The sequence below is a fragment of the Caballeronia sp. KNU42 genome, from assembly GCF_053760385.1.
Map to the genome: position 1 here is coordinate 2,245,623 of NZ_CM132389.1, position 13,541 is coordinate 2,259,163.

The 13,541-nt window shown below is 62.1% G+C and carries 12 protein-coding genes; 9 read left to right on the forward strand and 3 right to left on the reverse strand.

The window, feature by feature from the left end:
- The first annotated feature begins 11 nt into the window (after positions 1-11).
- Complete coding sequence (locus ACSOSP_RS29425) at positions 12-1,676, forward strand: alpha-amylase family protein (protein WP_455312005.1); 1,665 nt, start codon at positions 12-14, stop codon at positions 1,674-1,676.
- 26 nt (positions 1,677-1,702) lie between these two features.
- Here ACSOSP_RS29425 and ACSOSP_RS29430 read toward each other — a convergent pair whose 3' ends face one another.
- Together ACSOSP_RS29430 and ACSOSP_RS29435 are read right to left on the reverse strand one after the other, a co-directional pair.
- On the reverse strand, positions 1,703-2,302 hold the full coding sequence (locus tag ACSOSP_RS29430) for a LysE family translocator (protein ID WP_455312007.1): 600 nt from the start codon (positions 2,300-2,302) through the stop codon (positions 1,703-1,705).
- Positions 2,303-2,593: 291 nt separating this feature from the next.
- Entirely contained in the window at positions 2,594-2,974 is a 381-nt protein-coding gene (locus ACSOSP_RS29435; RefSeq protein ID WP_455312008.1) for a hypothetical protein, read from the reverse strand.
- On the opposite strand from ACSOSP_RS29435, the gene ACSOSP_RS29440 reads away from it, so the two are divergent.
- Positions 2,952-5,015, forward strand: a complete 2,064-nt coding sequence (locus ACSOSP_RS29440; RefSeq protein ID WP_455312009.1) for a TonB-dependent siderophore receptor — start codon at positions 2,952-2,954, stop codon at positions 5,013-5,015. The two genes, ACSOSP_RS29435 and ACSOSP_RS29440, sit on opposite strands and share 23 nt — an antisense overlap.
- 39 nt (positions 5,016-5,054) lie before the next feature.
- On the forward strand, positions 5,055-5,744 hold the full coding sequence (locus ACSOSP_RS29445) for a PepSY-associated TM helix domain-containing protein (RefSeq protein WP_455312011.1): 690 nt from the start codon (positions 5,055-5,057) through the stop codon (positions 5,742-5,744).
- Between the two features lie 17 nt (positions 5,745-5,761).
- Here the strand turns inward: ACSOSP_RS29445 and ACSOSP_RS29450 are convergent, their stop codons facing one another.
- Positions 5,762-6,445: a class I SAM-dependent methyltransferase gene (locus ACSOSP_RS29450; protein ID WP_455312012.1), complete on the reverse strand. Its 684-nt coding sequence runs from the start codon at positions 6,443-6,445 to the stop codon at positions 5,762-5,764.
- Between the two features lie 250 nt (positions 6,446-6,695).
- Here ACSOSP_RS29450 and ACSOSP_RS29455 point away from each other — a divergent pair, with 250 nt between their 5' ends.
- Genes ACSOSP_RS29455 through dhaL form a run of 6 tightly spaced genes read left to right on the forward strand, consistent with a single transcriptional unit; the run spans position 6,696 to position 13,469 of the window.
- Positions 6,696-7,673: a sugar-binding transcriptional regulator gene (locus ACSOSP_RS29455; protein WP_455312014.1), complete on the forward strand. Its 978-nt coding sequence runs from the start codon at positions 6,696-6,698 to the stop codon at positions 7,671-7,673.
- Entirely contained in the window at positions 7,673-9,316 is a 1,644-nt protein-coding gene (locus ACSOSP_RS29460) for an FGGY family carbohydrate kinase (protein WP_455312015.1), read from the forward strand. Before ACSOSP_RS29455 ends, ACSOSP_RS29460 begins: the two co-directional genes overlap by 1 nt.
- Positions 9,313-10,821 (forward strand): glycerol-3-phosphate dehydrogenase, encoded by a 1,509-nt coding sequence (locus tag ACSOSP_RS29465; RefSeq protein ID WP_455312016.1) that lies wholly within the window; start codon positions 9,313-9,315, stop codon positions 10,819-10,821. Before ACSOSP_RS29460 ends, ACSOSP_RS29465 begins: the two co-directional genes overlap by 4 nt.
- Before the next feature lie 35 nt (positions 10,822-10,856).
- On the forward strand, positions 10,857-11,789 hold the full coding sequence (locus ACSOSP_RS29470) for a sugar phosphate isomerase/epimerase family protein (protein WP_455312017.1): 933 nt from the start codon (positions 10,857-10,859) through the stop codon (positions 11,787-11,789).
- Between the two features lie 13 nt (positions 11,790-11,802).
- On the forward strand, positions 11,803-12,831 hold the full coding sequence (locus ACSOSP_RS29475) for a dihydroxyacetone kinase subunit DhaK (protein ID WP_455312018.1): 1,029 nt from the start codon (positions 11,803-11,805) through the stop codon (positions 12,829-12,831).
- Positions 12,825-13,469 (forward strand): dihydroxyacetone kinase subunit DhaL, encoded by a 645-nt coding sequence (dhaL, locus tag ACSOSP_RS29480; protein ID WP_455312020.1) that lies wholly within the window; start codon positions 12,825-12,827, stop codon positions 13,467-13,469. The genes ACSOSP_RS29475 and dhaL overlap by 7 nt, the downstream gene beginning before the upstream one ends.
- Positions 13,470-13,541: the final 72 nt, after the last annotated feature.

The window sequence follows — 13,541 nt, forward strand, 5'->3', positions numbered from 1 at the left end:
GGCAGACTTAAATGCTAAACGACCTCTGGTACAAGAATGCAGTCGTCTATTGCCTCTCGGTAGGCACGTTCATGGACGCTAACGGCGACGGCGTCGGCGACTTCCAGGGCCTTATCCGCCGCCTTGATTACCTGCAAGGCCTCGGCATTACCACTATCTGGCTGATGCCGTTCCAGCCGTCACCCGGCCGCGACGCCGGATACGACATCTCGGACTACTACAACGTCGATCCCCGCTACGGCACGCTAGGCGATTTCGCCGAGTTTGCGCATGCCTGCCATCAGCGCGGCCTGCGAGTCATGATCGATCTCGTGGTCAACCACACGTCCGATCAGCACGCATGGTTTCGCGAAGCACGTAGCGATCCCGACTCGAAATATCGCGACTGGTATGTGTGGTCGGAGAAGAAACCGCGCAATGCCAAGGATGGAATCGTGTTCCCGGGCGTTCAGAAGTCGACGTGGACGTACGACAAGCAAGCGGCGCTTTGGTACTTCCATCGTTTCTACGATTTTCAGCCGGACTTGAATACCGCCAACCCGCACGTGCAGGCGGAGATACTGAAGGTGATGGGTTTCTGGATTCAGCTTGGCGTGTCGGGTTTCCGGATGGACGCCGTGCCTTTCGTGATATCCACAAAGGGCGCCAAGGTCACTAAGCCGGTCGAGCAGTACGACATGCTGCGCACGTTCCGGGAGTTCCTGCAGTGGCGCAAGGGCGACGCGATCATCCTCGCGGAGGCGAATGTCCTGCCTGATACTGACCTGGATTATTTCGGCGATGACGGCGAGCGTCTTCAGATGATGTTCAATTTCCAGGTCAACCAGAATACGTTCTACACGCTTGCCAGCGCGGATACGGGACCGCTGAAGAAGGCGCTGCTGGCGACCAGGCCGCGGCCGGCAACCGCGCAATGGGGCGTGTTCCTGCGCAACCACGATGAACTCGATCTCGGCCGCCTGACGCCCGAGCAACGTGCCACGGTATTCGCGGCCTTCGGCCCGGATCCGGATATGCAGCTATACGAAAGGGGCATCCGCAGAAGGATTGCGCCGATGCTCTCCGGCGACCGGCGTCGTCTTGAACTCGCCTACAGCTTGATGCTGACGCTGCCGGGAACCCCGGTGTTCCGATACGGCGATGAAATCGGCATGGGCGACGATCTGCGCCTGCCGGAACGTGAATGCGCCCGCACGCCGATGCAGTGGTCGAGCGAGCCGCATGGCGGTTTTACCAAGCACGAACGGCCCGTTTCGCGCGTCATTTCGGGTGGTCCGTACGGATACGAACGGGTCAATGTGGCCGACCAGCGGCGCGACCCCAATTCGTTCCTGAACTGGACGGAGCGGCTGATCCGCATGCGTCGGGAGGTGCCTGAGATCAGCTGGGGCGACTTCGCGGTCCTACGCGTTTCCCGCAACGATGTCCTCGCCCTGCGCTACGACTGGCGCAACAATTCGGTCTTGTGCCTGCATAACTTCAGCGCCGAGGCGTGCACCGTGAAGTTCAGGTCGGGCTGTGCGAATCCCGGCGAGGACATGCTCGTCAACCTGCTGTCCGACGACCACAGCCAGGTGGGCGCCGACGGCCGCCATAGCGTGGTTCTCGAGCCTTATGGTTACCGGTGGTATCGCGTGGGCGGGCTCGATTACTTGCTCAAGCGCAGCGAAGTGTAAGGTGCGGCTGCGTTCGTGAAATGCGGCTAATGCAACGCCGCCCACGCGAGAGATAAGGAAAAGGCCGCCAGGACAATCGATGCACCACGCTGCATGTGCACCGGACTGAGCCGCATCAGGCGGCCGCTGCCGAGTTCTGCGCCAAATGCGATCCACGCCAGCCCGATCGGGACTAGCAGGGCAGTGAAGATTGCCATCGCTTCAACATAGGCGCCCAGGCTCTCGAACGCAGCCGCCGGAAAAATCGTGCCGCCGAACAGGATGGCTTTCGGGTTGAGCAATGTCGCGGTGAACAACACACGCAGGCCGATCGTCCCTTGCGCCGATGAAGGCAACGAGTCCGCTGTTTGCCACATGCGCACCGAGAGGTAGGCAAGATAGAGGCCGCTCGCAATACGCAGGAGCGTCGGCAGCCAGGTGAGCGAGGTCGCCGCATGGGACAGGAAATATCCCCAGCCTGAAATCGACACGAGGTAGCCGGCGAATTCGGCGGCAGTCAGATGGGCGGAGCGCTTTAAACCCCGCCTTAGACCGGCGGTAGCGAGTAACGTGTTTGTTGGACCCGGCATGACCAGCACGATGGCGATGCCTAACGTCATCAGCGTGGCGCTTGAAGTTGAAAGCATGGATTGGCGGTAGGAAAGCTGAATTCAGGTTGTCGGAAACAGGGGTATTTCAGTGTTGTTATCGATGTGCGCAAAGTCTTGCTTCGGATTTCATGCGAATTGTTGCGATGTCGGGTCGCTAGGCAGTCGGCTAAATGCGATTGTCGGCGATTCGGACCGCAATGTCGAACGGTCGAAATGAGCCGCAAGCGTGAATTGGAATTTTCAAGTCGGCGGACGTAAGCCAGACGATCAGCATTCCTATTGATAATCCTTCGACACGCAGAGGCCTGAACGCAACGTCCGGTGGACTCACCAGCCAGCCCCGTAGAGAAGTGTCGCGAGTGACGGTGTCGGCGGAATCGACGCGCCGACGCGCGCCTTTGTGACCGTCAACCCGCCCGTTAACGCGAAAGTGTCACTTGATTTTTTACATAAATAATAATATAAACACGAATCATTCTTATTTGTTGAATAAATGAACGGGAGTGCGCATTCCTCGGGCTGGCTTGAACCGTCAGCATCCGGGATCGCGCTCACACGCTCATTCGGGGGTTTAACGATGTGTCGCGGAAAAAGGGCGGGTAGACGGTTGCCGCTCAATAAAAGGGCGCCGCTCGTCAGCACTTTGCTGGCAGCAGGCTTGATCGGAATGGCAGCACGGCCGGCAATGGCCGATACAACCAGCAGCACGGCAGTTCCAACGACCGATGAATCGGGCGCCCAGCAGCTTCCCGCGGTAACGGTCACCAGCCAGCGGGCACAGGGCTTTGCGCCTAAGTCCGTCGAAACGGGCCCGTATCGGGGAATGGATGTGCTGGACGTGCCCGCGACCGTAAATGTGGTGACGCGCAGCGTGATGGATGCTCAGGGAGACACCGGCCTTTACGACGCGCTGCGTAACGTAGCCGGCGTGACGCGCCAGCAGCTCAGCGGTCTTGCCTACGACAACCTGGCGATCCGCGGCATTCCGCTCGACAACCGCGCAAGCTTCTACTTCAACGGCATCCTGCCAATCGACAACAACATCTGGATGCCGATGGAAGACAAGGAGCGCGTCGAAGTCCTGAAAGCGGCGTCCGCGCTTTACTACGGATTTGCCGCGCCGGCCGGCATCGTGAACATGGTCACCAAGCGCGCGGGTACCGAGCCGGTCACGAGCGTCTCGCTGCTCGGCGACTCGCGAGGATCGTTCGGCACGCATGTCGACATCGCCCGGCGCTTCGGCACGGACGACCAGTTCGGCGTGCGCGTCAATGCGATGGATGAGCATGTCGAGGCGCCGATCGAGGGCGATCACGGTTATCGGAAGTTCATCAGTGCGGCGCTCGACTGGCGGGTGAACAGCCGCCTGACGCTCCAGTACGATCTCGAACACATCGAGACCAGCATTGTCGAGCAAGCGGGCATCGTGCCGCTCGCGGCGAACAAACAGGGCGTCATTTCCCTACCCGGCATTCCTGATCCAAATAAACTGCTCTCAGGCGCAGGCTATCCGACGCGTTCAAGCGCAGACACGAACCTGTTCCGCGCCAACTACGCTTTATCGGACAACTGGAGCGTGAACCTTGCAGCGGGCGAGTCGATCACACGGCGTGATCGCTGGAACTGGGTCTTCCAGAAATACAACGTGACAACGGGCGCCGGCACCGTGCAGGCCACCAAGCAATTTGGTCAGCGGTACCAGAACGAGACGGTCCGCCTCGAGACGAACGGCGTGTTCAATACCGGTTCGATCGCTCATGACCTGACGATGGGCGTCTCGCAGGACTGGATGTATCAGCCGAATTTCACGTCCTACACGTTCACTGCGGCGCAAAACCTTTACAACCCCGTCGACATCACCACGCTGACGCCAAGCGGCACGCCCAAGCAGTTCTACGCGCAGCATGTGCGCAACGGCGGCGCCTATGTGTTCGACCGGATCGACCTGACCTCACGGCTGCAATTCATCCCGGGGCTAAGGCAATCCGAATACATCACGTCGCAAGCGGGAACGCCCAACTCCGACATCAGCAGGACCACACCGTCCGCCAGCCTGAGCTTCAGGGTGACGCCGAGCACCAGCGTCTACGCGAGCTATGTCGAAGCACTGGAGTCCGAAGGAAGTGCGCCGTCTACCGCCGAAAACGCCAACCAGATCCTGCCCGCCGGTGTCAGCAAGCAGGAAGAAATCGGCGTGAGGACCCGGATCACGAACAACATGCTTGCGTCGGTCGCGTTGTTCAATTTGCGTCAGCCATCGACCGGTACCAACGCCGACAACGTCTTCGTGATGAACGGCAATGCGCGGTATAGAGGCGTCGAATTTTCGCTGCAAGGCGATCTGACGCGCGATCTGTCGGTCATCGCTTCCGCGGTCTATCTGGATGCGACGCAGGTCGATTCTCCCGATCCGACGCTGGTAGGCAAGACGCCCGAAAACGCTGCTCACGTCACCGCGAGCCTGTTTGCCGACTACCGCATACCGGCGGTGGCCGGGCTCTCGATCAATGGCGGCCTGTACTACATCGGGCCTCGCGCGGTGAACGATCTCGACCAGGCGTCGATAGGTGGTTATACGTTGCTCACCGCCGGCCTGCGCTACACGACGCGCCTCTTCGGCAAGCGGGCGACGATCCAGGCGAACCTCGAAAACGCGACCAACAAGCGTTACTGGAGTGCAGTCGGATCGAACCAGATTGGTGTTGGCCTTGGCCGCACGCTCGAGCTTAGTTCTACGTTCGATTTCTAGCGCTTCGCGCTTCCCCCCACAGCCCACCCACACGAAACCATGCAGGCAAGCACACTAAAAAACAACGCCGAACCGGCGGCGGCATCCCAGGAAAGCGCGCAAAAATCGCGCTCTCGACGCAGCACTTTTCTCAAGTGGCTGCGCCGCGTTCACGGCTGGATCGGATTGTGGGGCGCGGTGCTCGGCCTGCTATTTGGCGTGACAGGGATCCTGCAGAATCATCGCGCGACGATGAAAATCAAGGTCGGCGGTCCCAGCGTATCGACGATCCAGGTCGCCATGCCGACGCCGGCGCCCAAGTCGCCTGCTGAGCTTGCGCAATTTCTGCAGGGCGAATTAAAACTCGACCGGCCTGCCGAGCGAGTGACGCGTGAAAAGGCCAAACCCGTCACGTGGGGCGACCAGTCGGTGATTCAGCCCGAGCACTGGGTGATTCGCTTCATCGCGCCGCATTATCTGGTCACGGCGGATACGTGGAAGGGCGCAAACCTGGTCAACGTTGAACGTCGCGACCAGGGTTTGCTCAACACGCTTGAAGGGTTGCATCGCTCGGAAGGCGCGGGTGTCGGCTGGATCCTGTTCGCGGATTCGATCGCCGGCAGCTTGATTCTGCTATCGCTTACCGGCGTGCTGCTCTGGACCGAACTGACTCGACGCAAGACGATCGGCGCTTCGATCTTCGTCGTGTCGCTGGTGACCATGATCGTGATGGCGTTGCAGTCCGCGTAGCGTGTAGTTGGGGCCGGTCATCCAGTCCGATGCGCACGAAGTACAACGGATGCCGGCCTGCCAGTTCGCGGGTCTAATGGCTCTTGCAGCGCGCTCAGCGTCAGTCCGCTAGACCTGATGAGTTCGAGCCACGTGCCCAAGGTCCTGAAGTACCAGGGCGGGGCATCGGTGAACGCAGGGCCGAACCCTGCCCATGAACCTGGCCGCCAGCCGTCGACGTACGGCAGGTCACCACATGCAACCAGCGGATGCAGCGTCTGCACGATCAAGGCGCCATCCGGCTTGAGCAACGTGGGAATGGCTCGCAGCAGGTCGTCCACCGATTCCTTTCCGAGCAATGAGAAGTTGCAGACCACGACATCGGCGCTGACTGACAAGCGCCCTTCGGCGATTTCTTCGTAAGACATCACGCGGCTGTCGACCACGCCCGCCTGCCTCGCAGCCAGTGCCAATGCCGGCACCACATCCACCGCCGTTACCTCGATCCCATTCTGCTGTAAGGCAAGGGCAAGCCAGCCTTCGCCACAACCCAGATCGATGACCGTCCGTGGTCTGCACGCGAGCACCGCGTCCAGGATTGCGCGATCGGTCACCAATCGACGGCTCTCGATTTCGCCTGCACGTACCGCAGTCGTCCAGGGCGAAGCGTTCCGCTTCCAGGCCTCGATTATCTGGCCGTCGCTCAAAGCTTCGATGCTCATCGCTTGTCCTTTCTTTATCCAGATTGCAAATCATCCCACAGGGCTGATCCATGCGAATGGCCGCCGAAAGCATCGCTGAACCCTCCCCAAACCCAAACTCACGCAATCAAGCTTTCATAAACATGACGGCTCTCGTGTAAGGGTTTTAGCGGATGCCAACGGGGGATTTGCTTGCTATTCTTGGCACAGATGAAATAAATTACAGCAGACGAAAAAAAATTCATTTTTCGTTTTTGCACGTGGAGAAGACATGACGAAGTCCGCCGACAGGCGTGATGCCGAAGACAGTCTCGCGATCAGGGCGGCGTGGTTGCACTACGCCGCGGGGCAGACGCAGGCCGATGTCGCCATGCGCCTAGGAGTCAGCAACGTCAAGGCGCATCGGCTTATCACGCGCGCCAACCAGAGCGGCGCGGTGAAGGTCACGATCGATGGCGACGTGGCCGAATGTGTCGTACTGGAAGCCGAACTTGGCGAGCGCTACGGGTTGGCCTATTGCGAAGTAGTCCCGGATCTACATGAGGTTGGCTTGCCGCTACGTGCCCTCGGCGTTGCCGGCGCGCACTTTTTGCAGCGCGAAATTGCGGCGCGCCAAGGCGGCGTGATCGGCATGGGGCACGGCCGGACGCTTGCGGCCGTCGTGGCTGACATGCCGCGCATCGATGCCGGCAAAGTGCGTTTCGTGTCGCTGCTGGGCGGCGTCACGCGCAACTACACGGCGAATCCGTACGACGTCATTCACCGTCTGGCAGAGAAAACCGGCGCCGTGTCTTACGTGCTGCCGCTGCCGTTTTTCGCCAATACCGCTGAAGACAGGGAGGTATTGCTGTCGCAGCGCGGCGTGCGCGAGGTGTTCGATCTGGCGGCGCATGCGGACCTGATGATCGTCGGTATCGGCTCTGCACAGCCCGACGCGCAACTCGTTGCATCGCAGATGATCGAACCGGCAGAAATCCGCGAAGTACGCGATATGGGCGGCCAGGGCGAAGTGCTGGGTCACTTTTTCGATGACGCCGGCAAATCTGTCGAAACATCGTTGGCGGCTCGCACGGTGGCGCCCAATCTCGCTGACCTGACCGGGCGGCGCATTGTCGCCATCGCCGGCGGCGCCGAGAAGGTAGACGCGATTCGTGCCGTTCTGAACAGTGGGCTCCTCAGCGGATTGATAACCGATGAAGCCACGGCGCTGGCCTTGAATCGCGGAACGATCAACGAGGAGGCGGCGTGATGGCTCCGTCATCGATCGCCAGTGCCGGACGCGATCTCCTGATCGGTATCGACGCGGGTACGTCGGTCATCAAGGCGGTGGCCTTCGACTTGGCAGGGCGGCAAGTCGCGGTGGCATCGGTTCCTAACCGTTACACCACGAGCGCCGATGGCGCGGCCTTTCAGTCACTGGACCAGACGTGGGCGGACTGCGCGCAGACGCTGCGTGATCTTGGCGCCAAGATCGAGGGCCTGGCTCGCCGCACTGCGGCGATATCGGTGACGGGGCAGGGCGATGGCACCTGGCTGGTCGGCGCGGAAAACAAGCCCGCGACCGACGCATGGCTCTGGCTGGACGCGCGTGCCGCGGATACGGTGCGGCGTCTACAAGGAAGCCCAACAAGCCGTGCTCGCTTCGAGGCCACCGGCACCGGGCTGGCGGCATGCAGTCAAGGCGCGCAGATCGCGCACATGGACGCGACCACGCCCGAGGTGCTCGACCGTTCCGAAGTCGCATTGCATTGCAAGGACTGGCTGTATCTCAACCTCACCGGAGTTCGCGCGACGGACCCGTCGGAAGCGAGCTTCACCTATGGCGACTTCCGCACCCGGCGTTATGACGACTCGGTGATCGAAACGTTGGGGCTGTCGGCGCGGCGTGGCCTGTTGCCGGAAATCATCGATGGCACCGAGATCACTCATGCGCTGTCGCCTGAAGCTGCAGCGGCAACGGGCCTGTTGGCCGGAACGCCGGTGTGCCTGGGGTTTGTCGATATTGTGCTGACGGCATTGGGCGCCGGCATTCACACAGAGGGCGCAGTGGGCGCCACCTGCTCGATCATCGGATCGACGGGCATGCATATGCGTGCAGTGCAGAACACTGATGTCTATCTCAACGCGGAGGGCACGGGGTACGTCATCGCGCTGCCGATACCGGGCATGTCGGCGCAGGTGCAGTCGAACATGGCGGCGACGCTGAACGTCGACTGGATCCTGAATCTGGCGTGCGACCTGCTTGCGGAATTCGGCACGCCGCTCTCGCAAAGCGAGCGGGTGAAACGCATCGATGGATGGCTGCAAGCCGGCCGGCCGGGCGCGCACCTTTACCACCCCTATATCTCCGATGCAGGCGAACGCGGCCCGTTCGTCAACGCCAACGCGCGCGCCAACTTCACAGGACTCACCAGCGAAAGCCGGTTCCCGGATTTGCTGCTTGCGGTGGTCGAAGGACTCGGCATGGCCGCGCGCGATTGCTATGCAGCAATGGGCGGCGCGATGCCGGCAGAGCTCCGCCTGACCGGCGGTGCAACCCGGTCGCGTGCGTTGCGCGCGGTGCTCGGCGCGGTGGTCGGCGCTCCGGTGCGAACGTCCACGCGCGAAGAAGCGGGCGCGGCGGGCGCGGCCATGATGGCGGCGGTCGCGCTTGGCGTTTATCCCGACATGCAGGCGTGCATCGCCGAGTGGGTGACTCCGCTGCTGGGGCCAATCGAGACACCCGATCCCAACCGGATGCAAACCTATGCACAGGCGTTCCCTGTCTATCAGAAGGCGCGACACGCTCTGGAGCCCGTGTGGGATGAAATGGCACGGCAGGCGCGGGGCAGGAGTCATCCCGGAGCCATTGGCGCCGTCAATAAAGAAGTCGAACGGAGGGCAGTGAGATGAACGGCAGCCAGATGGTCGACCTGTTCGTCATTGGCGGTGGCATCAACGGCGCGGGCATTGCGCGCGATGCTGCGGGACGCGGGCTGTCCGTGATCCTGTGCGAGAAGGACGACCTGGCGCAGGGTACCTCGTCGCGCTCGGGCAAGCTGGTGCATGGAGGACTGCGCTATCTTGAGTACTACGAATTCCGGCTCGTGCGTGAGGCGTTGATCGAGCGCGAAGTGCTGCTCAACGCGGCGCCCCATATCATCTGGCCGCTGCGTTTTGTACTTCCGCACAGTCCGGACGATCGCCCGGCGTGGCTGGTGAGGCTGGGACTGTTTTTATACGATCACCTTGGCGGGCGCAAGAAGCTGCCGGGCACGCGGACCCTCGATCTGCGGCGCAGTCCGGAAGGCGCGCCGATCAAGGACGAGTACCACAGGGGTTTCGAATATTCCGATTGCTGGGTCGATGATGCGCGCCTCGTGGTGCTCAACGCCGTGGACGCGGCGCAGCTCGGCGCGCAAGTGCTTACGCGCACTGCATGCGTCTCGGCGCGGCGCGAAGGCGGGGCGTGGCGCATCGAGTTGCGCAACACGCGCAACGGTGCAACGCGCGTTGTCACCGCCAAAGCGCTGGTCAATGCCGCCGGGCCGTGGGTGGCTGATGTCATCGAACGTGCGGGTGGTCATTCGACCCGCAAGGTGCGGCTGGTCAAGGGCAGCCACATTGTCACCCCCAAGTTCTGGGACGGCCCGCATTCGTACCTGGTGCAGAACCACGACAAGCGGGTGATCTTCATCAACCCCTACGAAGGGGACAAGGCGCTCATCGGCACCACGGACATCCCCTGGGACGGCGCGCCTGAGAACGTATCGATCGACGAAACGGAAATCGACTACCTGCTGGCTGCGGTAAACCGTTACTTCAAGCAACCGCTGCGGCGCCAGGACGTGGTGCAGACCTTCTCCGGCGTGCGCCCGCTTTACGACGACGGCGCAGGCAATCCTTCAGCGGTGACGCGCGACTATGTGTTCGACCTCGACACCAATGGCGGCGCGCCCCTGCTCAACGTCTTCGGCGGCAAGATCACAACCTTTCGCAAGCTCTCCGAGCACGCGCTGCAACACCTGCGGCCAACCTTTCCCGACATGGGGAAAGACTGGACGTCGACGGCAACGCTGCCTGGTGGAGAGATCGAGAACGCCGACGTGCCGAAATTCATCGCGCGTTTGCAGCGCGAGTTTGGCTGGTTGCCACGGGACCTGATGCTTCACTACGCGCGGACCTATGGTGCGCGCACGGCACAGGTGATTGGCTCCGCCAAGTCCGTTGCCGATCTCGGCCGCCAGTTCGGACCGAATTTATACGAGGCCGAGGTGCGTTACCTCATGGCGCAGGAGTGGGCCGAGACGGCGCCGGACATCCTGACGCGGCGCACCAAGCACGGACTGCACATGAGTACTGAGCAAACGGCGGCGTTCGGCGCCTGGTTCGACGGCCTCGATAGAAAAACCGCCTGACGCTTCTGCTGAACCACACATAACACGAGACGCACATGGCTTTCACTCTCGCACTCAACACGAATCCGCTGGTGAATCGCTTTGCCGAGCCGGATGACCTCATCGACGCCATCGCGCACAAGATGAAGATCCGCGACGTGCAGCTCACGCATGAGTTCATCAACCCGTCGTGGCCCGCTGCAGTCACCCGGCGTCTCACGCGCCAGATGCGTGCAGCGATGGCGCGAACCGGCGTGCGCATCACATCGGGCATGACGGGTCCCTATGGGCGGCTCAACCACTTCGGTCATCCGGATGCCGATGTCCGGCGCTATTACGTCGACTGGTTCAAGACCTTCGCGGACATCACGGCGGACCTCGGCGGCAATTCGATCGGCACCCAGTTCGCCATTTTCACCTACCGCGACTACGACGATGCCACCCGTCGCGAGGCGCTGATCCAGACCGCCATCGATTGCTGGGCGGAGGTCGCGGAACACGCCAAGCGTGCCGGGTTGCAATACGTGTTCTGGGAGCCGATGTCGGTCGGGCGCGAGTTCGGCGAGACGATCGCTGCCTGCATGGCGCTGCAAAAACGGCTGAGCGCTGCAAACATGGCGGTGCCGATGTGGATGATGGCCGACATTGATCACGGCGACGTCACCAGTTCGAACCCCGACGACTTCGACCCCTACGCCTGGGCACGCGCGGTGCCGCGCGTCTCGCCCATCATCCACATCAAGCAGTCGCTGATGGACAAGGGCGGTCACCATCCTTTCACCGCCGAGTTCAACGCACGCGGGCGCATCCAACCTGGTCCGCTGATCGAAGCCATTCAAGCAGGCGGTGGACAGGATAACGAAATATGCCTGGAGTTGTCGTTCAAGGAGCGCGAACCGAAGGATCGGCAGGTCGTTGAGCAGATCGCTGAATCGGTGGCGTTCTGGGCTCCGCATTTCGATACCGGTGTTTCCGACCTGAACATCTGAAGGGGAGATTGCCATGCAAGATCCGATCACACAGAAACTGATCAACGACGGCAATGCCGCCGTCGACGAGATGCTGGACGGCGTGATGGCCGCACACGGCAACTTGCTGCGCCGCCTCGATGGCTCGCCGCGTGCGATCGTCGCGCGTCACGGACCGCGTCAGGGAAAGGTCGCGCTGTTGATCGGCGGCGGATCGGGACACGAGCCGACGTTTTTGGGCTTCGTCGGCAAGGGATTGGCCGATGCAGCGGCGATCGGCAATGTGTTCGCCTCTCCGCCGCCGCAACCGGCCGTCGATGCGGCGCTGGCCACGCATGGAGGCGCCGGCGTGCTGTTCATGTACGGCAACTATGCCGGCGACGTGATGAATTTCGACATGGCCACCGAATTGCTGGAGCTGGAGGGCGTCGAGGCGCGCACGGTGCTGACCACCGACGACATCGCTTCCGCGCCGCGTGACAAGCGCGACCAACGGCGCGGCGTGGCCGGCAATGTGTTCATTTTCAAAGCTGCTGGTGCAGCGGCCGATCTGATGATGTCGCTGGACGAAGTGGAGCGGGTGGCGCGTCATGCCAACGCCCGCACTTACACGTTGGGCGTGGCGCTCGCACCGTGTTCGCTGCCGCAGACGCGGCGCGCGAACTTCGAGATCGCAGCGGGTGAGATGGAGATCGGCATGGGCATCCACGGCGAGCCGGGGATGCGTCGCGAGGCGCTGCGTCCAGCCGATGCCGTGGTCGACGAGATCATGGACGCCATCCTCGCCGAGATGGGCGCGACCAAAGGAGAGCGCGTGGCGGTGCTGGTGAACTCGCTTGGCGCCACGCCTTTGATGGAGCTGTACATCATGAACCGCCGCGTCACGCAGCGATTGGCCGAGGCGGGATTGATCGTGCATCGCACGCAGGTTGGACCGCTATGCACGTCGCTCGAAATGGCCGGTGCGTCGATCACGCTGATGCATCTCGACGATGAACTGCAGCGCTTGCTGGATCATCCGTGCGAGTGCGCGATGTATCAACAGGGGACCGGGCGATGCTGACGACCGCTGACATCGCGCGCTTGTTCCGCCAGCTCGCCGGGACCATCCGCGCGGCGCGAGATGAGCTGTGCCGGCTCGACGGTGTGATCGGCGATGCCGACCACGGCATCGCGATGGCGGACGGATTTGCCGCGGCATCCGGTGCGATCGATGCGCTGTCTGCTGAAGCAACGCTTGCCGATCAATTCAACGCCGCGGCAAAGGGGTTCCTGAACGCGGTCGGCGCCTCGTCGGGGCCGCTTTACGCGACCGCGTTCATGCGTGCCGCAAAGGCTGCCGGGGCGCGTTCAAACATGCCGCTGAGCGAGGCGCCGGCGCTGATCGTCGCGATGGCCGAAGGCATCCGGTCGCGTGGCAAGGCGGAGCAGGGAGAAAAAACCATGGTCGATGTCTGGACGCCCGCCGCCGCAGCGGCGGAGCAAGGCATGGCGAGTGGACTGACGCTGCCCGAGATCATGGCGCGGATCCGCTACGCCGCCGCTGAAGGCGCCGAGTCGACCAAATCGATGGTCGCGACCAAGGGGCGCTCGGCGCGTCTTGGCGAACGGAGCCTTGGACATATCGATCCTGGCGCGGCATCCGCGGCGATGGTGCTCAACGTGATCGCTGATGACTGGGGGCAACGTGGCACAGCATGAAGTAGTGGTCAAAGCGAAGGGATTCACCCCGTCCGCTTTGCATTTGAATTTGCATAGTTCAGAAGTACGGGA

Coding starts and splice junctions, on each gene's coding strand:
- ACSOSP_RS29425 (WP_455312005.1), top strand. CDS start 12: ATGCTAAACGACCTCTGGTACAAGAATGCAGTCGTCTATTGCCTCTCG.
- ACSOSP_RS29430 (WP_455312007.1), bottom strand. CDS start 2,302: ATGCTTTCAACTTCAAGCGCCACGCTGATGACGTTAGGCATCGCCATC.
- ACSOSP_RS29440 (WP_455312009.1), top strand. CDS start 2,952: ATGGCCGATACAACCAGCAGCACGGCAGTTCCAACGACCGATGAATCG.
- ACSOSP_RS29445 (WP_455312011.1), top strand. CDS start 5,055: ATGCAGGCAAGCACACTAAAAAACAACGCCGAACCGGCGGCGGCATCC.
- ACSOSP_RS29450 (WP_455312012.1), bottom strand. CDS start 6,445: ATGAGCATCGAAGCTTTGAGCGACGGCCAGATAATCGAGGCCTGGAAG.
- ACSOSP_RS29455 (WP_455312014.1), top strand. CDS start 6,696: ATGACGAAGTCCGCCGACAGGCGTGATGCCGAAGACAGTCTCGCGATC.
- ACSOSP_RS29460 (WP_455312015.1), top strand. CDS start 7,673: ATGGCTCCGTCATCGATCGCCAGTGCCGGACGCGATCTCCTGATCGGT.
- ACSOSP_RS29465 (WP_455312016.1), top strand. CDS start 9,313: ATGAACGGCAGCCAGATGGTCGACCTGTTCGTCATTGGCGGTGGCATC.
- ACSOSP_RS29470 (WP_455312017.1), top strand. CDS start 10,857: ATGGCTTTCACTCTCGCACTCAACACGAATCCGCTGGTGAATCGCTTT.
- ACSOSP_RS29475 (WP_455312018.1), top strand. CDS start 11,803: ATGCAAGATCCGATCACACAGAAACTGATCAACGACGGCAATGCCGCC.
- dhaL (WP_455312020.1), top strand. CDS start 12,825: ATGCTGACGACCGCTGACATCGCGCGCTTGTTCCGCCAGCTCGCCGGG.